Source organism: Rhodococcus sp. P14 (assembly GCF_000256505.1).
Lineage (GTDB): Bacteria > Actinomycetota > Actinomycetes > Mycobacteriales > Mycobacteriaceae > Rhodococcus > Rhodococcus ruber.
This window is the reverse complement of record NZ_AJFC01000130.1, coordinates 14,968-31,561: the sequence shown is the minus strand read 5'-3', so window position 1 is coordinate 31,561 and position 16,594 is coordinate 14,968. Positions and strand designations below refer to the sequence as shown.

The following is a 16,594-nucleotide window of genomic DNA, read 5'->3' as shown; positions in this document are numbered from 1 at the left end:
CGACCGCCGGGCGGCGGTAAACTCATCGGCCGGGCGGTGACCTTCTTCCCCGGCACGGACCCCCGGTCTAGCGTGAAAGACGGTTCCGACCGAGGGAGGTCGCCATGACACCCACTTCGACCCGACCGCGCTCCCCGGTCGCCGCCCGACGATTCGGGTATCTCGTCGCGGCCCTCCTCAACGCGGTGGTGCTGTACGCCGCGAACGTGTGGCCGGGCTGGGAGGCGGTGCCGTTCCTCACCGACGACACGCGGTCCGTCATCGGCTGGGTCAACGCCTCGATCCTGGTCAGCCTGGTCGCCAATCTCCTGTACCTGATGCGGGATCCCGTGTGGTTCAAGGCGCTGGGAGACGCGGTCACCACGACGGTTGCGCTGCTGGCGCTGCTGACGATCTGGCAGGTGTTCCCGTTCGACTTCGGCGACGCCTCGTTCGACTGGCCGCTCGTGGCGCGCATCGTCCTGGGGCTGGGAATCGTGGGCAGTGTCATCGGGATCGTCGCCGCCCTCGTCACCTTCGTCCGCAGCGTGGTGGGTCGCTCGTCGGCTCGAGGGACCCGGTCTCGCTGAACTGTGCCCGAGCCGGCCCCGGACGCCGGCTCGAAGGACCGCCTCGCCCCACCGAGCGAACGGACCGTGCTGGCGCCCCGCGCGACGGACCAGCGCGACGGGACCGGCCGGGGCTACTAGCGTTGGAACCATGCCCGTCCCCGAACTGCTCGCCGGCCGCTACGAGTTGCGCGGCGTGCTGGGCTGCGGCGGGATGGGTGAGATCAGAGACGGCTGGGACACCCGTCTCGGGCGACCCGTCGCGGTGAAAGTGCTTCGGGGCGAATTCGGACGCCTGCCCGACGTGCGCCGACGCTTCGAGGCCGAGGCACGCGCTGCGGCGTCCCTCGACGATCCGCACATCGTCGCGGTGCACGACAGCGGCGAGGACGCCGGAGTGCCCTACATCGTGATGGAGCGCCTGCCCGGCGGCACCCTCGCCGACGAGATCGCGCTCGGCCCGATGCCGCAGGACCGGGTGCGGGCCATCCTGATCGACGTGGCAGCCGCGGTCGCCGCGGCGCACGACGCCGGGATCCTCCACCGCGACATCAAACCGGGCAACATTCTCTTCACCGAGGCCGGAGCGGTGAAGGTGACCGACTTCGGCATCGCCAAGAGCGCCGGCGAGGACTACACCCGCACCGGCGAACTCGTCGGCACCGTCGCCTACCTGAGTCCCGATCGGCTCGCCGGCACACCGGCGAGCGTGCACGACGATCTGTACGCCCTCGGGGCCGTGGGGTACGAGGCACTGACCGGGCGCAAGCCCTACGACTACGACAACCTGCTGGCGCTGGCACGGGCGATCACGCAGGGACCGCCGCCCCCGCTGGCCGCAGCGCGACCGGACGTCGACCCCGGACTCGTGGCCGTGATCGAGCGGGCGATGGCACGCGATCCCGGACAACGCTTCACCAGTGCCCGGGACATGCTCGCCGCCCTGCAGGGCCGGCCTTTCGCAGCTCCGGTGAGCCCGGTGCCTCACGGGCCGACGCGGGAGTTCACCGCCGCCGTGCCACTCGCGCCCGCCACGACTGCTGTGCGGTTCGACGCGACCCCCGAGCCCGACCCCGGTCGTCGCCGGATCCTGCTGGCACTCGGCGTGACGACCGCAGTAACGGTTGCCCTGCTCCTGCTGGCCTGGGGGCGGGGCGGTGATGCGCCGTCGGTCGCGGGGACGAGCAGCGTTCCCGTCAGCATCCCGATTCCGGTCGGCAACCCCAGTTCACCCGGTGCCCCGGAGGCGAGCCCGACGCCCGTGTTCACCACCGTTCCCGCGCCGGCCCCGATCGTGCCGCCGGTAGTGCCGGAGTCCGGGAACGGAAGCAGTGAGGACGGAAGCAGTGAGGACGGAAGCAGTGGGAACGGAAGCAGTGAGGACGGTAACGAGGGGAACGGTAACGGTGACGACGGCCGCGGCAACGAGGGCCGCGGTGACGGCAACGAAGGTGGCAACGAGGGCGGCGGCAACGAAGGTGGCAACGAGGGCGGCGGCAACAACAGCGGCGGCAACGGCGGCGGCGGCAACGGCAACAACAGCGGCGGCAACGGCAACAGCGGCAGGTGATGCGGGAGTCGGAACACGGGCCGGTGCGGAACGGAAGGGCTGATCGCGTTCGACCGCTGGACTGCACGAAACCCCTCGGGCGCTCCCACTTCGAGGTGGGAGCGCCCGAGGGGTGATGGATCAGAGCAGGATGCCGAGACCGGCGAGCAGAGTGAACAGCGTTGCAGCGAGGGAACCGAGAACCATTCCTACCTCCAAGGTGTCGTGTGACGATCCTTCGTCTCCGCAGGGGACGGAGACGAACGACGCTCCACGTCGCTGAGCGCGCGACGGGGGCATCATCAAGATCATCGAGCGGTACACGATAGGTGTTACCCCCAGTTCGACAAGCGCACTCTGTGATGTGCCTCACCACGGTTCGTCGGGTAGCCAGCCGACGGCCTTCGTGCCGGGAACCGACCGTCGGCCTGACTATGTCGCGGGCAAGTCACTTAGGATGGGTGCATGGATGCGGCACGGTTGGAGGGCTTTCTCGCCGATCGCGATGCCTGGCAGACCACCCAGTGCTCGATCGCGAAGGCGATGGACACGGTGGGAACCCGCTCGGCGATGCTGATCCTGCGCGAGGCCTACTACGGCACCCGGCGGTTCGACGACTTCACCCGCCGCGTCGGGGTCACCGAGGCTGTCGCGGCAGCCCGACTGCGCGAGATGACCGCCGAGGGCCTGTTCGAGCGTCGGCCGTACAAGGAACCCGGGCAGCGGACGCGGTACGAGTACGTCCTCACCGAGAAGGGCCGCGACCTGCTCCCCGTGGTACTCGCGCTGCAGCAGTGGGGTGACAAGTACCTCCAGGGCGAGCGCGGCGCTCCTCTCGGCCTGTCCGACGACACGACCGGTGATCCCGTGCGCGTCGAGGTCCGCAGCGCCGAACGCGAAGTCCCCCTCGAGGAACTGCGCGTGACGCCGAACTTCACCGCGGAACAGGCCCGCCGCGCGATGCGCAACGCCTCCGCAAACCGGTGACCCACCGCCGGGCGCTCTGCGAGAATCGGTCGACACGTTGTCACGAGCTCCGGGGGTGATCACCGTGACGGAGATGCCGGAATCCGGTGCCGGACCCGACCTGACCCGGGTGCCGACCGACGCCCTGCTCGCGGAGATCCGCCGCCGGATCGAGTCGTCGCCCGCCGTCTCCGCGGCAGCAGCGCCCGATCGAACCGAGGACGCCCCTCCCCCGAACACGCCGTTGCAGGTGTTCGAGGTCGCCGCGAACGAGAGCGACGAGACCGGGTTGCGCGCCTCACCGATCCACCCGGACAGCGAGACCTGAGCGCATCCGCGATCCGGGCAGCCGGACGCGAATGCAATTGTTGTCGCGTCCGACCGAGAACCGCGCGGATGCCCCCGCGCCGCTGGTGGAGCCCCCTGTCAGGATTGAACTGACGACCGCTCGCTTACAAGGCGAGTGCTCTACCACTGAGCTAAGGAGGCAGTCGAGCGCGCCAATCATACCGAGACACCGGGCCCGGCATGCCACCCCCCGGTTCGTTACGGTGGATTGGTGGCCGCGACGGCCGCAATCGACGACGACAGAGTTGGGAGCGCACAGCGGTGGGAACGATGGCAGCCGCCTTCGGAAAGCTTGTCCTCGACCGCCGGGCGACCCTGGACACCATCACCGAGGCGCCGGCGCCGCTGCAGCCGATCGACCTGACGGACGACGCGACGGTCGCCGAGGCACTCGACGTCGCCGTCCGCGTCGGCGAGGTGCTGCTGGCCGCGGGCACCGGCGCGATCGACACCTCCGAGCAGGTGCGTTTCGTCGCCGCGACGTACGGCCTGGCGCAGTGCGACGTCGACGTGACCTACAACTCGATCGTGCTCTCGGCGTACCGCGGGCCGACGATGCCGCCGGCGAGCACGATGCGCGTCGTGCAGTACCGGTCGATGGACTTCACGCGGCTCGCCGCGGTGGACCGGCTGACCCGGCGCATCCGGCGGGAGGCGATCTCCCCGGCGCAGGCCCGTGAGGATCTGCTGGCGATCACGACGGCGCCGCACCCGTATCACCGCTGGGTGGCGACGTTCGCGTGGGCGGCGATGGCCGCGTCGATCTCGGTGCTGCTCGGGGGTGGCGCGCTCGTGGCGGCGATGGCGTTCGCATCGACGGCGGTCATCGACCGGACGAACCGCATCCTCAACGGCATGGGTCTGCCGTTCTTCTTCCAGCACGTCGTCGGCGGCATCATCGCCGCGACGCCCGCGATCCTGTTGTTCAACCTGCGCGAACCGTTGGGTGTCGACGCCCCGCCGGGGCTGATCATCGCGGCCGGCGTGACGGTACTGCTCTCGGGCTTGTCGCTGGTCGGCTCGGTGCAGGACGCGATCACCGGAGCGCCGATCACCGCGTCGGCGCGGTTCTTCGAACTGGTGATGATGACGGGCGGGATCATCGCCGGCGTGGCGACGGCGCTGAAGGTGATGGAGGCGCTGGGCGCGGAGCTGCCGGTGATCAGCAACGATGCGCTACCCACGGCGACCGCCCTGCCGGTGAAGGTACTCGCCGGTGCGGCGTCGGCACTGTTCTATGCGCTGGCGTGCTACGCCGAACGGCGGGCGCTGACGGCCGCCGCGCTCGGCGGTGCGGTGGGCAGCCTCGTGTTCCTGATGTCGATGGAGTTCGCGGTGGGTCCGATCATCTCGTCGGCGACGGCCGCGACGGTGGTCGGTTTCGCCGGCGGCCTGATGGCGCGACGGGCGCTGACCCCACCGTTGGTGGTGGCGGTCGCCGGTATCACCCCGTTGCTGCCGGGCCTGTCGTTGTACCGGGGCCTGTATGCGGTGATCGGCAACGAACTGCTGCTCGGACTGACCGCGCTGTTCTCGGCGTTCGGCATCGGGTGCGCGCTGGCGGCGGGGGTGACGCTCGGCGAGTGGCTGGCCCGCACGGTCCGGCATCCGCGCAGCGTGCTGCGGGCGGGGTCGCTGCGCCGGCCGCAGTTGCGGCGCGTCCGGCTGGTCCGTCCGTACCGGGGGGCGAAACGCCACGAGAGTCACCCCGCGGGTGGCGCACCCGCGGCGTGACTCTCGTCTACGCGTTACCTCGGACGGTCAGGCGCCGGCGTTGCGGGCCTTCTCGTCGGCTTCCATGGCGTCACGCAGGCTCTTCGGCCGCATGTCGGTCCAGTTCTTCTCCACGTACTCGACGCACGCTGCACGCGACTCCTCCCCGAACACCACGCGCCACCCCTGCGGCACCTCGGAGAAAGTCGGCCACAGCGAGTACTGCTCCTCGTCGTTCATGAGGACGTAGAAGCGGCCGTCTTCGTCGTCAAAAGGATTCGTGCTCATCTCGCCTCACTTGTCGCATAGGTGTGCTGCTCCCGTACCCTAGCAAGCTCCGGGGCCCGGTCATGACCCGCTGGTAGTTTTCCGTCGCGCTGCTCGAGGACGGATCCGAGGATCTCCCCGGACCGGATCGCCACGTTCGACAGCAGCGAGGCCGTCAGCCCGTGGGTCTTCTCGGTGCCGCCCTGAAGATAGATCCCCGCCCGGACGTCGCCCTCGGTGGGCAGGCGGTAGTCCCGGTCGACCGTGCGCAGCGGCGACGACTCGGGAGCGAGAGCGCCGAGCAGCGGGGGCAGCGGGGCGGCGTCGAATCCGGTGGCGAGGACCACGGCGTCGCACGTCAGGGTGTCGGTGAGTCCGTCGAGCGTGCTGCGCACGTCCACCTCGATTCCGGTGGCCGTCTCGGTGACCGCGGCGACCTCGGAGGCGCGCCGCATGAACAGCCGCCGCCGGCCGCCGACGCGCTCGCGGTACTCGGCCGCGTACAGCGCGGCGATGAGGTCGGGGTCGACGACGGAGTAGTTGGTGCTGCGGTGCAGGGCCAGCAGTCGCTCCCGCTCCGCTTCGGGTGCGGCGTGCAGTTCGTCGACGGTGGCCGGATCGAAGATGCGGTTGGCGTACGGGCTGTCGTCGGCGGGGCTGTAGCCGAAGCGGGCGAACACGTTGTGCACCTCGGCCTGCGGGTAGTGGCTGTGCAGGTACTGCACCACCTCGGCAGCGCTCTGGCCGGCACCGACGACGACGAACCGCTGGTGCACCGGCGCCGGCATCTCGGCCAGGTGGAACAGGAACCGGTGGTTGTGGAAGCACCGCACGGTCTCGGTGGCCCACGGGGGGATGCGGGGTCGCAGCCCCACGCCGACGGCGATGTTGCGGGCGTGCACGACGGTGCCGTCGGCGGCGTGGACGGCGAGGCGGTCGGCGATGCCCGCCGGGTCGCGTACGGCCTCGACGGCGACGACCTCGGTGCCGTACCGCACGTCGGCGTCGACGCGGGCGGCCGCCCACTGCAGATAGTCCTGGAACTCGTGCCGGGTGGGGAAGAACGTCTGGTGGTTGACGAAGTCGACGAGCCGGCCCCGGTCGTGCAGGTAGGCGAAGAAGGTGTAGGGGCTCGTGGGGTTGCGGAAGGTGACCAGGTCCTTCGGGAAGGCGATCTGCATGGTGGAGCCCTCGAGGAGCATTCCGGGATGCCAGGCGAACGCGGGCTGCCGGTCGAAGAACCGGGCCCGCACGGGGTCGTGCGGGGCTTCGGCATTGTGCTCTTCGACGGCGATCGCCAATGCGAGATTGGCGGGTCCGAATCCGATCCCGACGAGGTCGAGGAGTTCCGGTGGTTCGCCGTCCGGCGACGGCGAGTCACCGCTGTCGTTGCAGGAGCGGTCGGTCCTGGTCCCTCTTCCGTGCTCGGGGGCCGCAGCCGCGGATGGATCGATCGCACAAGAAGATAGCTCAGGCTACCCTTGGTTTGGTTAGCCTACCAATCATTGCAGCCGGTTGGGGTGCGTCACCCGCCGGCCCGGAACCCCGCTCCCTAGTGACTCCCCTCCGCCCGCGCAAACAGATCGCCTTTGCGGATCTTGCCGGTGGCCGTCATGGGCATCGCCTCGACGAGTTCGACGATCGGCACCTTGTAACCCGCCATGTTCTCGCGCGCCCACGCCGTGAGTTCGCCGGCCGTGACGGTCGCGCCGGGGACCGGCTGGACGAACGCAAACGCGACCTGCCCTCGGTCCGGATCGGACCTGGGGACCACCGCGACCGTCGCGACCCCCGGGTGCATGCGCAGCAGCGCCTCGACCTCGGCGGGGAAGACGCTCATACCGTTGGTCTTGATCATCTCCTTGTTGCGGGCGAGATAGTGCAGCGCACCGCGCTCGTCGAACCGGCCGACGTCGCCGGTGCGCAGCCAGTCGCCCTGGAACGCGTCCGCGGTAGCCTCGGCGTTGCGGTAGTACCCGGTGGTCACCGAGGGGCTGCGCACGACGATCTGCCCGGTCTCACCGAGCGGCACCGGGGCACCCGCCTCGTCGACGATCAGGATGTCGGTGCCCGGCACGGGCAGGCCACAGAACACCGGCTCGCTCGCGAGGTCGAAGTCGCCGTCCTGGAAGCCGAGGGTGAAGGTGTCCGCGGTGTTCGTCTCGGTCATGCCGTAGCTCGCCTCCCGCAGGGTGTGGCCGGTCGCGTCGCGCCACCGCCGGCGGATCGCCGGGTCGAGCTTCAGCACGAACGACACCGCCATGGCGTTGTCGAGCGTGGCGGCACGATTCCCGTCGAAGCCGGGCGCGTCCATGAGTTCGACGTAGTTGTCGACGGTGCCGACCGCGCTGGTGACGCCGTGCCGCTCGACGAGAGCCAGCGCGGCGTCCGCGTCCCACCGGGTCATCAGCACGACGGAGCCGCCGTTGACGAGAGGATTGAGGATGCCGAAGACTTCGCCGGCGATCCAGAACATGGGCAGGTAGTTGAGCACCACGGTGGTCTCCCCCACCCGCCGGCCGCCGCCGACGGTGGCCGCGGCCGCGGGGTAGACCATGTGCCACTGGGTGTGCTCGCAGCCCTTCGGCATGCCGGTGGTGCCGCCGGTGTAGTTCAGCGCGGCGAGCGCGTCCGGGTCCGTCGCGACGGCGGGTGCGCGGGGACTGTCGAGAATGCTCGCCCAGTCGCCCGCGGCGGGATCGGTGACCGGGAACGGTGGCGGCACCTCCCCCGGCCTCGTACCGGTGAGCATGTCGCCGAGGGCAGTGACGGCGACGTGCCGCACCGGCGTGCGCGGCCGGACCGCCTCCACCAGCGGGAGCAGTTCGGGCTGCGTGAGCAGGATCGTGACGCCGGCGTCGGCGAGCTCGTGGGCGAGCTCGTGTTCGCGCAGCATCGGATTCACGGGTACGTGGACGGCGCCGATCTTGAGGATGCCGAGCATCGCGACGTGGAACTGCGGACAGTTGCCGAGGTGGACACCGATCCGGTCGCCGGCCCGGGCGCCGCGGGCGAGCAGCCAGCCGGCGAACCGGTCGGAGAGGTCGTCGTACTCGGCGTAACCGACTGTGCGACCGTAGAACTCGATCGCGGGGGCATGCGGGCGCACGTGCGCCCAGTGCCGCAGGTAGTCCACGAGCGCGCGCTCGTCGATCGGGTACTCCACCGTCCGCGGCACCTCCGGCGGCCAGTGCGCTTCCTGCACCCGCCGGATCCCGGTGAGCGCGGCCTCGAGGGCGTCGGAGTCGGTGGGGACCGTGTCGAGCTCGCGTGCCATGTCGACCTTCCGTTCTCGGGGCATCCGGCGGCGACGGGGTGATCCCGGTCACCCACTGTGTATAGTTGAATCCGGCGTCGAATTCAACTAACCGGGACGACCGCCGCACATCCGAATCACCGCACCGCAGCAGGGCTCTTCTGCAATCGAAAGGAAGACGTATGGCGTCCGTGAACAGGCAGGTCCGACTGGCACGACGACCGGTCGGCCGCCCCGACGACTCCACATGGGAGGTCACCAGCGCCCCGGTCCCGCAGCCGGCCGACGGTGAGTTCACCGTCCGCGTCGAGTACGTCTCCCTCGACCCCGCCATGCGCGGATGGCTGAACGACGTCCGGTCGTACGTCCCGCCGGTCGGGATCGGTGAGGTCATGCGCGCCCACGCCGTCGGGCGGGTACACGAATCCCGCCACGACGGCTACAAGGAAGGACAGCTCGTCTCCGGGCACTTCGGCGTGTGCGACTACGCCGTCTCCGACGGCAGCGGCGTCGTCGCGGTCGACGAGTCCCTCGCACCGTCGCCGGTGTGGCTGGGTGCGCTCGGATTCCCCGGCATGACGGCATATTTCGGGCTCGCCGACGTGGGGCGGATGAAGCCCGGCGACACCGTGCTCGTGTCGGGCGCCGCCGGGGCCGTCGGCAGCATCGCCGGACAGATCGCGAAACTGAGCGGATGCCGCGTCATCGGCATCGCCGGCGGACCCGAGAAGTGCGCGTGGCTCACCGACGAGCTGGGATTCGACGCCGCCATCGACTACAAGGCCGGATCCGTGGGCCGGGCGCTGCACGGCGCCGCACCGGACGGGATCGACATCTACTTCGACAACGTCGGCGGGGAGACGCTCGACTCGGCGCTGGCCGTGCTGCGCAAGAACGCGCGAGTCGTGTTGTGCGGGGCCATCTCCGGCTACAACGCGACCGACCCGCAGCCGGGCCCGTCCCGCTACCTGTCCCTGCTGGTGAACCGGGCCTCGATGACCGGGTTCATCGTCTTCGACTACCTCGACCGCTTCCCCGAGGGCATGGCTGCCGTGTCGGAATGGATCCGCCGCGGCGAACTGGTGACCCGTGAACAGGTCGAGACCGGCGGCGTCGAGGCGTTCGGACGCACACTCAACATGCTGTTCGACGGTGCCAACACCGGCAAACTCGTCCTGAAGACCACGGCCGACTCCTGAGAACCCGGCGAGCATTCGCGAGACGAGGAGCGCGGCTGAGCAACACGTCAGGAGAGCACTTCGGCCAGCCGCAGGATGCTGCGTGCCCGCTCGGCCACGGGAAGGTCGACGAATTCGCCGCTTGGTAGGCGCAGAGCGGCGCCGCCTGCGCGGTCGAATGCCTCGACGACCTCCCGTGCCCATCGCAACTCGTCTTCGCGGGGACTGAATTCGGCGTGGATGGCCGGCAGCTGGCTGGGATGGATCGCAGACTTGCCGAAGAATCCGAGTGAACGGCTCGCCCGGGCCTGGCGGCGCAGTCCGTCGGTGTCGTCGAGGTGCGGGTACACGCTGTCGATGGGGGGTTCGATTCCCGCCGCGCGGGAGGCGATCACCAGGTGGGATCGCGCGTAGTGCAGGGCGGTGTCGCCGTTGTCGGTCCCGAGATCCTTCTGCAGGTCGATTCCACCGAGGGCGAGATGCGCGACGGTCGGCTCGGCGGCGATCGTGATCGCGTTCGCCACGCCCTTGGCGCTTTCGATCGCACAGATCAGGGGCGTACCGGGCACCTGGTCGGCCACCCAGCGAACGTCCTCCACCGACTCCACCTTGGGGATGCGAATGCCGCGGGCCACGGCTGCGACGGCTGCCAGATCGGCCCTCGCCGGTTCGGTGCCGGCAGCGTTGATTCTCACCCAGGCCGGGCGGTCGGCGAGAACAGCGGCGACGTTCGTGCGTGCAGCCGACTTGCAGTTTGGTGGCACCGCGTCCTCGAGGTCGAGGACGACCGCGTCCGCGCCGGCGTCGAATACTCTGCTGAGCAGTTTCTCGTTGTGCCCGGGTGCGAACAGGTAGCTTCGCTCCATTTTCAACCGTCCTAGTGCTTTCAGTGCGTCGAGGTTTCGTCGATCGAGTCCGAACGAGTCCCGGTGGATGTGCTCGTTGTCCTGGCCGGACCGCGCACCCCGGGGTGCGCGGTTACAGCATCGAGTAGAGCGCGGCGAGGCCGGTGATGCGCCGGGCGCGCGCCAGCCGTGGCAGATCACTGCCTGCGCTGACGTGTTCTCCGTGTTCGCCGAGCGTGTCGATGACCTCGCGCGCCCACAGGATGTCCGTGTCGGTCGGTGAGAGAATCCGATTGACGACCGCGGCGTGTTCGCTGTGCATGCACAGACGGCCGGTCAGTCCCATCTCCGCCGCGTGCTCGGTGTCTTCGACCAGGGTGGTGCCCTCGAGCCCGATCGTCGGTCCGTCGATCGGGCCGGGCAGGGCGGCGGCACGGCTGGCGATCACCAGTTGGCTTCGCGCACAGGCCATCGCCAGGAAGGTGGCATGGGCCCCGGTGTCGCGGCGGAAATCCCCACTGCCGAAGGCCAGCCGGAACGTCGCGGGGGCGCGCGCGATGTCGTGGACCGCGGTCATTCCGAGGGCTGTTTCCACCAGCGCGATGATCCGGGTGCCCGGCGGCAGATGTTCCGCCGTGGCCTGAACTTGAGCCGGGTTCTCCGTCTTGGCGAGCACTACCCCGTCGACGCCCTGCAAGCCGGACAGGAACGCGACATCGTCCGCCCAGAAGGGGGTCGTGGTGTCGTTGATCCGGACCCAGGCATGAGCGCCGTTGCTCAACCAGGCCGCCAGCGCCTCTCGTGCCATAGGCTTCTGGGCCGGCACCACGGCATCTTCGAGGTCGACGATCACCGCATCGGCGGCGGACGACGCGGCCGCGGTGAACGACTCGGGCCGATTGGCCGGTACGAGAACCCATGATCGCGCATGCGCGGCGTCGATCGGCTCGGAGCGGATGATGGGGGTGTGCACGGCGCGGGACTCCTCAGTAGCATGGGACGGGGTTCGGGTCGAATTTATCTGGACGCGTGGGGTTCTCGGGCACAGCCGGTCGGCAGCAGCAGGTGACGGCACGGCCGAGCCACGGTTCGAGTTGCCGATGCGTCCGGAGGCGACCGCTTCGCTCCACTACAGCACCCCCTTGTGCCGCAGTTCGGCGATGCGATCGGGATCCAGGCCGAGTGATTCCCGGTAGACGCGGTCGTTGTCCTGGCCGAGGCGGCGGCCGGGGAACCGGATGGCGCGGGGTGTGCGCAGCATGCGGAGCATGAGGTTCTGCATCTTCAGCGGGCGGAGGTCCTCGTCGTCGACGGTGGTGATGGACTTACGGGCGAGAACATGCGGGTCGTTCATCAGCTGCTCTACGTCGTAGACGGGTGCGAGGGCGGCGCCGACCCGTTCGAACTCGGCCGTGACCTCGTGGAGCGGGCGGGCGGCGATCCATTTCGCCACGGCGTCGTCGAGGAGGTCGCCGTTTCTGCTCCGGTCCCCTGCCGAGCCGAACCACGGTTCGTCGACGATGTCCGATCGACCGACCAGGCGCATGACTCGCTCGGCGACGGAGGTGGCGCTGGCGGAGACGGCGACCCACCGGCCGTCACCGGTGCGGTAGGTGTTGCGGGGTGCGTTGTTCGGGGAACGATTGCCCTGCCGGCCGGCGACTGTGCCGAGTTGGTCGAAGGCGCTCGGGCCGGGTCCGAGAATCCCGACGAGTGGCTCGAGCAGCGAGAGATCGATCACCTGGCCTCGCCCGTGTCCCTCCGGACTGTCGCGGTGGTACAGCGCGGCCGTCACCCCGAAAGCACCGGTGATACCGGCCACGCCGTCCGCGAGACCGAACGGGGGGAGCGTCGGGGGGCCGTCTTCCTCACCGGTCTGATGCGCGAACCCGCTCATCGCCTCCGCCAAGGTGCCGAATGCGCGTCGCGCCGCATAGGGGCCGGTCTGCCCGAATCCGGTGACCCGCAACGTGATCAGACCGGGATTCAGACACTGTAACCGGTCCGGTCCGAGTCCCCACTTCTCGAGCACGCCGGGACGGAAGTTCTCCACCAGGACATCGGCGTCGGCCACGAGGTCACGCAGAATCTGTTGACCCTCCGGGGTACTCAGATCGAGGGTGATGCACTTCTTGTTCCGCGCGATGACCTTCCACCACAACCCGTGCCCGTCCTTGTTCACACCGTGTGTCCGGGCGGGATCGCCGGTGGGGTGTTCGACCTTGATCACCTCGGCGCCGAAATCGCCGAGCAGCATGGCGGTGATCGGGGCGGCGTACACGGTACTGATGTCGATGACGCGGATCCCGTGCAACGGACCGTGTGCCTCGCGTACGACATCGACGCGGTCGTCGTGTGAATTCTGAGTCATCGGTACTCCTCGGGAGGGGACGGATGGGAGGGTGCGGTGCAATCGGAGGGGATCGGCCCGAGCGCCACACCGACCACGGTCATCGACAGCGCCACCAGCAACAGCACCTTTCTGTGCCGGCCGGCCGGCGAGACCCCGAGGGTCAGCAGGAGCATGCCGACCGGAACCGACGGGCTCTGCGTTCGGAACGTCTGCCCGGTGATCGAGGTGCGGGCTCTCTCGACAACAGGATGATCCCGGGCGGCCACTGCGCCATCGCCTTCCACCAGCATTGCCACTCCTCGGCCGAACGTCCTGGATGACGTTGCGATTGCGACAAGTGTCGGCCCGTTCATCGCTCACAGTCACGCTTGCGTTCGTAAACGACGATGTGCTCATTGCGAAGGTTGCGGTCGTTCAGTTGCGCCATTCGGTGCGAGCCGGGAGACCTTACCCTCGAGGGCGTTGCCGGTCGTGACAAATGGGGAATCGAGTCGGTGAGCGAGCAACGAGGGCAGCAGCCCCCTTGGGGGTCCATCGGATCCCGTTTCAACGCAGCCTGATCCGGCCACGCAGCGCAAGAGCTGGTCACGCGCTCGTCGACGAGATCGAGAGCCTCCCGCACACGGACATGCGAACGGACCGGTCGCCGGTGACCACGTGGGCCATACCGGCGCCGTCTGCCTCATGGGACACACCCGTCACCTGCAGCGCAGGCGACTCCGAACAACAGTGCTCACGAGCCCACCTTCGATTCCCTCGGCGGAAGCTCGCAACACTCTTCACTCGTGGAGGCACTCATCCGTGACCCACGCCCCGGTTCCACCCACCGCTGGGCGGATCCGGGCGACCGTTCAGTTCTCCGGTGTCAGTTCGACGTCGGTGAACTCGACAGTTGCGCCCTGGGTCAGTTCCGGCTCCTGGTCCGCTTCACCGTGCCGGAAGAAGGTGGGGGTCCCGAGAGTGGCGCGCAGGGTGTACCGACCGGGGTCCGGGACCGAGAAATTGTTGGCGTAGTGGAAGAACGTGCTGTAGTAGAAGTTCAGGGGTGCGGTGTCGACCACCCGGCCGTTCGGATCGAGCACCTCGAGGGTGATCGGTACCTGCGGCACGATGCGTCCGGTGGACGCCTCGAACGGGAGGATCTCGATGTGGTGGGTCTCGTCGGGGGCCGGTTCCCGGAACTGCTGCTGCCCGTCGGCCGGTTCGTACCACGGCTCCGCGGGTTCGACGATGTACGCCACGCGCCAAGGCCCCGAGGTGGTTTCGCCACCTTCGGCGGCAATCTCCTCTGCCGCGCTACTGTACTGCTCGACCACCCCGGCCGGCACCGAATCCTGGTCGGACTGCTGTTGTTCGGTCCTGGTGGTGCCCGAGGAGTCGTCGGGCTGACCCTCCGTCTCGCCGCAGCCGGCGGCGAACGCCATGATCCCCAGAGCGATGATCGCCCCGCAGGAACGAAGTGTGCGTGTCATCTGCGCCTCCTCGACCGGGCCGAGACTGAAGTAAGCCTAAGCTAGCATCACGGTCACGGTGAGCGCGGCGAAAACGGGTGTTTACGACGGGGTGGCATCGAGGATGCGGTCGATGTCGTCGAGGACGGTCATTCCGCCCAGCGGTCCGACCCCGGTGATCCAGTAGGACATGTCGACCAGATGCAGGTCGGGGAAGGACCCGACGTTGTTGGTCAGTGCCGGCGGCATGGTCGTCGGGTCCGCCGGATTCAGTGAGGTGACCACGACCAGGTCGGCCTGGGCCTCGGCCGCGCGTTCCGGGGACAGATCGATCGAGATGGAGTTCTCCCAATCGCGTGGCGGGATGGTGAATCCGGCGCACTCGAGCGTGCTGCCGGCGAACGAGGAGGGCCCGTACAGGGTCAGGATGCCGTCGCGGGGCCGGATCAGCTGCGCCGTTCGGCCCTCGGTGCCGTGCTCGGTGGCGACCTGCTCGCACCGCGCCCGGTAGTCGTCGAGCAGGCTCTCGGCCCGCTCGGTCTTGTTCAGTGCAGTGGCGACCAATCGGACGTTGTCCTGCCACGGGTCGGCCTGGGAGGCCATGTACACCGTCGGCGCGATGGCGGCGAACCGTTCGTACAGTGCCGCATGCCGCGTCTCGGTACCGATGATCAGATCGGGCTGCAGGGAAGCGATCTCTTCGACGTTCGGCTCGGGCACCGTGCCCACCACCTCCACGCCGTCGGCCTTGTCCCCGAGGTAAGCGGGCACACCGGTGGCCTCGCTGAGCACCGCGGCGCCGACCGGTACGACATCGAGTGCGACCGCCGTGTCGAGATGTACGGGCTCGAGCACCACCACCCGCTGCGGGTCGGCAGGCACCTGCGTGATTCCGCGAGCGTGCTCGACCGTGCGCACCGGAGCCTCGCCGGGCTGCCTGGCAGCACTCGTCTCGCTCTGCCCCGCACACGCGGTCGTCGCCACGACGACCGCGGCTGTCGCGATGCCGATCGCCGCACTCCGCACCCGCGCTGCACGCCGTCCCATACCTGCTCCCGTTCCACAGCTCCCGTTCGACCGGGCCCCGGGAGACCCTGCCGAACCACCACACCCAATAGTGTGGGCAGCCTAACCTACGGAAAGGACCGATGTGTGGCGCCTCCCCACCGGACTCTCGCCGTCCGTCGTCGTCAACCCACAGACGAGTCGACGCCGTGATGCGTGCACGCGGCGGTCCTCCGACGCCGGCGAGCCGATGGCCGCCCGAGCAGGCCGGACGCGGCTGTGGGTGCTGATCGAGCACCCCGGCCCGTGGCCGGCGTCCGCTCCGGACGGTGTGCTGCCCGACGCGGTCACCGATGCCGTGGACGCAGCACGCAGCGACGTCCGGGTCCTGCTCATCCGTCGCGCGCGCCGCCGGCACATCGAACGACCGCTGTGCATTCTGGCCTGGTCCGACGGGATCCGATCGTGGATGCGCGAAGGCAGCCTGGGCGATTACGGCGAATTGACCGACCTGCCGTTCGAGACGATCGCCGCAGGAACCGAGCCGGCCTTCGGTCGTCCGCGCCGGACCCCGGTGTTCGCCGTCTGCACGCACGGGAAGAAGGATGCATGCTGCGCCGAACTGGGCCGGCCGATCCTGGCCGCACTGACCTCGTCCGAAGATGCCGACGCGTGGGAATGCACGCACGTGGGGGGAGATCGCTTCGCGGCCAACATGGTGGTCCTGCCGGACGGGCTGTACTTCAGCCGCCTGGGGGCCGACAGCGCCCGCGACGTCGTCGACGCGTACCTCTCCGGCATCCTGGCGCTACCCCACCTGCGGGGCCGCGCCGCGTTCTCGCTTCCGGCACAGGCCGCGGAACACGCCGCGCGCCGAGCCGGCGGCATCACCGCTGTCGACGCGCTCGAGTACCTCCGCGAGACCGCCGCACCCGATTCGGACAGCACCACAGTCGAAGTGCACCTGGCACAGCGCCGGTTCCGTGTGGTGGTACGAGCCGGAGAGCCGCAAACGCCGTTCCACCACGGATGCGGCGCCGGGGCCCAGGTCGCTTGGCACCGGTGGATCGTCGAAGAACTACAGGAAGTTTCGAAGGGTTCGCCCGGGTGACCGA

16 protein-coding genes and 1 tRNA gene are annotated in these 16,594 nt (G+C 69.2%); 7 read left to right on the top strand and 10 right to left on the bottom strand.

Annotation, left to right across the window (positions count from 1 at the left end; genetic code table 11):
• Window positions 1-104 precede the first annotated feature (104 nt).
• From OEY_RS0109985 to OEY_RS0109965, 4 genes are all read left to right on the top strand, one after another.
• Window positions 105-569, top strand: coding sequence for a hypothetical protein (locus OEY_RS0109985; RefSeq protein WP_010593740.1), 465 nt, complete (start codon window positions 105-107; stop codon window positions 567-569).
• A 130-nt stretch (window positions 570-699) separates the two neighbouring features.
• Window positions 700-2,118: a serine/threonine-protein kinase gene (locus OEY_RS0109975; protein WP_010593739.1), complete on the top strand. Its 1,419-nt coding sequence runs from the start codon at window positions 700-702 to the stop codon at window positions 2,116-2,118.
• Window positions 2,119-2,562: 444 nt separating this feature from the next.
• Window positions 2,563-3,084: a winged helix-turn-helix transcriptional regulator gene (locus tag OEY_RS0109970; protein ID WP_010593738.1), complete on the top strand. Its 522-nt coding sequence runs from the start codon at window positions 2,563-2,565 to the stop codon at window positions 3,082-3,084.
• Window positions 3,085-3,157: 73 nt separating this feature from the next.
• Entirely contained in the window at window positions 3,158-3,391 is a 234-nt protein-coding gene (locus OEY_RS0109965; protein WP_225222260.1) for a hypothetical protein, read from the top strand.
• 86 nt (window positions 3,392-3,477) lie between these two features.
• On the opposite strand, the gene OEY_RS0109960 is transcribed toward OEY_RS0109965, so the two are convergent.
• Window positions 3,478-3,552: transfer RNA gene (locus OEY_RS0109960), tRNA-Thr, on the bottom strand.
• Between the two features lie 129 nt (window positions 3,553-3,681).
• On the opposite strand from OEY_RS0109960, the gene OEY_RS0109955 reads away from it, so the two are divergent.
• Window positions 3,682-5,145 (top strand): threonine/serine ThrE exporter family protein, encoded by a 1,464-nt coding sequence (locus tag OEY_RS0109955; protein WP_010593736.1) that lies wholly within the window; start codon window positions 3,682-3,684, stop codon window positions 5,143-5,145.
• A gap of 27 nt (window positions 5,146-5,172) precedes the next feature.
• On the opposite strand, the gene OEY_RS0109950 is transcribed toward OEY_RS0109955, so the two are convergent.
• From OEY_RS0109950 to OEY_RS0109940, 3 genes are all read right to left on the bottom strand, one after another.
• On the bottom strand, window positions 5,173-5,412 hold the full coding sequence (locus OEY_RS0109950) for an MbtH family protein (protein WP_003936798.1): 240 nt from the start codon (window positions 5,410-5,412) through the stop codon (window positions 5,173-5,175).
• Entirely contained in the window at window positions 5,409-6,719 is a 1,311-nt protein-coding gene (locus tag OEY_RS0109945; RefSeq protein WP_443216040.1) for a lysine N(6)-hydroxylase/L-ornithine N(5)-oxygenase family protein, read from the bottom strand. The genes OEY_RS0109950 and OEY_RS0109945 overlap by 4 nt, the downstream gene beginning before the upstream one ends.
• Before the next feature lie 224 nt (window positions 6,720-6,943).
• Window positions 6,944-8,668, bottom strand: coding sequence for an AMP-binding protein (locus OEY_RS0109940; protein WP_010593734.1), 1,725 nt, complete (start codon window positions 8,666-8,668; stop codon window positions 6,944-6,946).
• Window positions 8,669-8,829: 161 nt separating this feature from the next.
• Between OEY_RS0109940 and OEY_RS0109935 the strand changes: the two genes are divergently transcribed.
• On the top strand, window positions 8,830-9,846 hold the full coding sequence (locus OEY_RS0109935; RefSeq protein WP_010593733.1) for an NADP-dependent oxidoreductase: 1,017 nt from the start codon (window positions 8,830-8,832) through the stop codon (window positions 9,844-9,846).
• 47 nt (window positions 9,847-9,893) lie between these two features.
• On the opposite strand, the gene OEY_RS0109930 is transcribed toward OEY_RS0109935, so the two are convergent.
• The 6 genes from OEY_RS0109930 to OEY_RS0109905 all read right to left on the bottom strand — a co-directional run bounded on the left by OEY_RS0109930 (window position 9,894) and on the right by OEY_RS0109905 (window position 15,521).
• Window positions 9,894-10,691 carry an HpcH/HpaI aldolase/citrate lyase family protein gene (locus OEY_RS0109930; RefSeq protein ID WP_010593732.1) on the bottom strand — a complete coding sequence of 266 codons (798 nt, stop codon included), beginning with the start codon at window positions 10,689-10,691 and terminating at the stop codon, window positions 9,894-9,896.
• 112 nt (window positions 10,692-10,803) lie between these two features.
• Complete coding sequence (locus OEY_RS0109925; protein WP_010593731.1) at window positions 10,804-11,643, bottom strand: HpcH/HpaI aldolase/citrate lyase family protein; 840 nt, start codon at window positions 11,641-11,643, stop codon at window positions 10,804-10,806.
• Window positions 11,644-11,799: 156 nt separating this feature from the next.
• On the bottom strand, window positions 11,800-13,041 hold the full coding sequence (locus OEY_RS0109920) for a CaiB/BaiF CoA transferase family protein (protein WP_010593730.1): 1,242 nt from the start codon (window positions 13,039-13,041) through the stop codon (window positions 11,800-11,802).
• Window positions 13,038-13,313, bottom strand: a complete 276-nt coding sequence (locus OEY_RS0109915; protein ID WP_010593729.1) for a citrate transporter — start codon at window positions 13,311-13,313, stop codon at window positions 13,038-13,040. The genes OEY_RS0109920 and OEY_RS0109915 overlap by 4 nt, the downstream gene beginning before the upstream one ends.
• Before the next feature lie 561 nt (window positions 13,314-13,874).
• A complete protein-coding gene (locus OEY_RS0109910) occupies window positions 13,875-14,495 on the bottom strand; it encodes a hypothetical protein (protein ID WP_010593728.1) in 621 nt (206 codons plus the stop codon).
• A gap of 81 nt (window positions 14,496-14,576) precedes the next feature.
• Window positions 14,577-15,521, bottom strand: a complete 945-nt coding sequence (locus OEY_RS0109905; RefSeq protein ID WP_043805119.1) for an ABC transporter substrate-binding protein — start codon at window positions 15,519-15,521, stop codon at window positions 14,577-14,579.
• Window positions 15,522-15,729: 208 nt separating this feature from the next.
• Here OEY_RS0109905 and OEY_RS0109900 point away from each other — a divergent pair, with 208 nt between their 5' ends.
• Window positions 15,730-16,590, top strand: coding sequence for a sucrase ferredoxin (locus OEY_RS0109900; protein WP_099528137.1), 861 nt, complete (start codon window positions 15,730-15,732; stop codon window positions 16,588-16,590).
• Window positions 16,591-16,594 lie beyond the last annotated feature (4 nt).

Bases quoted from the DNA above. Each gene is read 5' to 3' on its own strand.
- OEY_RS0109985 (WP_010593740.1), top strand. From the start codon at position 105: ATGACACCCACTTCGACCCGACCGCGCTCCCCGGTCGCCGCCCGACGA.
- OEY_RS0109975 (WP_010593739.1), top strand. From the start codon at position 700: ATGCCCGTCCCCGAACTGCTCGCCGGCCGCTACGAGTTGCGCGGCGTG.
- OEY_RS0109970 (WP_010593738.1), top strand. From the start codon at position 2,563: ATGGATGCGGCACGGTTGGAGGGCTTTCTCGCCGATCGCGATGCCTGG.
- OEY_RS0109965 (WP_225222260.1), top strand. From the start codon at position 3,158: ATGCCGGAATCCGGTGCCGGACCCGACCTGACCCGGGTGCCGACCGAC.
- OEY_RS0109955 (WP_010593736.1), top strand. From the start codon at position 3,682: ATGGCAGCCGCCTTCGGAAAGCTTGTCCTCGACCGCCGGGCGACCCTG.
- OEY_RS0109950 (WP_003936798.1), bottom strand. From the start codon at position 5,412: ATGAGCACGAATCCTTTTGACGACGAAGACGGCCGCTTCTACGTCCTC.
- OEY_RS0109940 (WP_010593734.1), bottom strand. From the start codon at position 8,668: ATGGCACGCGAGCTCGACACGGTCCCCACCGACTCCGACGCCCTCGAG.
- OEY_RS0109935 (WP_010593733.1), top strand. From the start codon at position 8,830: ATGGCGTCCGTGAACAGGCAGGTCCGACTGGCACGACGACCGGTCGGC.
- OEY_RS0109930 (WP_010593732.1), bottom strand. From the start codon at position 10,691: ATGGAGCGAAGCTACCTGTTCGCACCCGGGCACAACGAGAAACTGCTC.
- OEY_RS0109920 (WP_010593730.1), bottom strand. From the start codon at position 13,041: ATGACTCAGAATTCACACGACGACCGCGTCGATGTCGTACGCGAGGCA.
- OEY_RS0109915 (WP_010593729.1), bottom strand. From the start codon at position 13,313: ATGCTGGTGGAAGGCGATGGCGCAGTGGCCGCCCGGGATCATCCTGTT.
- OEY_RS0109910 (WP_010593728.1), bottom strand. From the start codon at position 14,495: ATGACACGCACACTTCGTTCCTGCGGGGCGATCATCGCTCTGGGGATC.
- OEY_RS0109905 (WP_043805119.1), bottom strand. From the start codon at position 15,521: ATGGGACGGCGTGCAGCGCGGGTGCGGAGTGCGGCGATCGGCATCGCG.
- OEY_RS0109900 (WP_099528137.1), top strand. From the start codon at position 15,730: ATGGCCGCCCGAGCAGGCCGGACGCGGCTGTGGGTGCTGATCGAGCAC.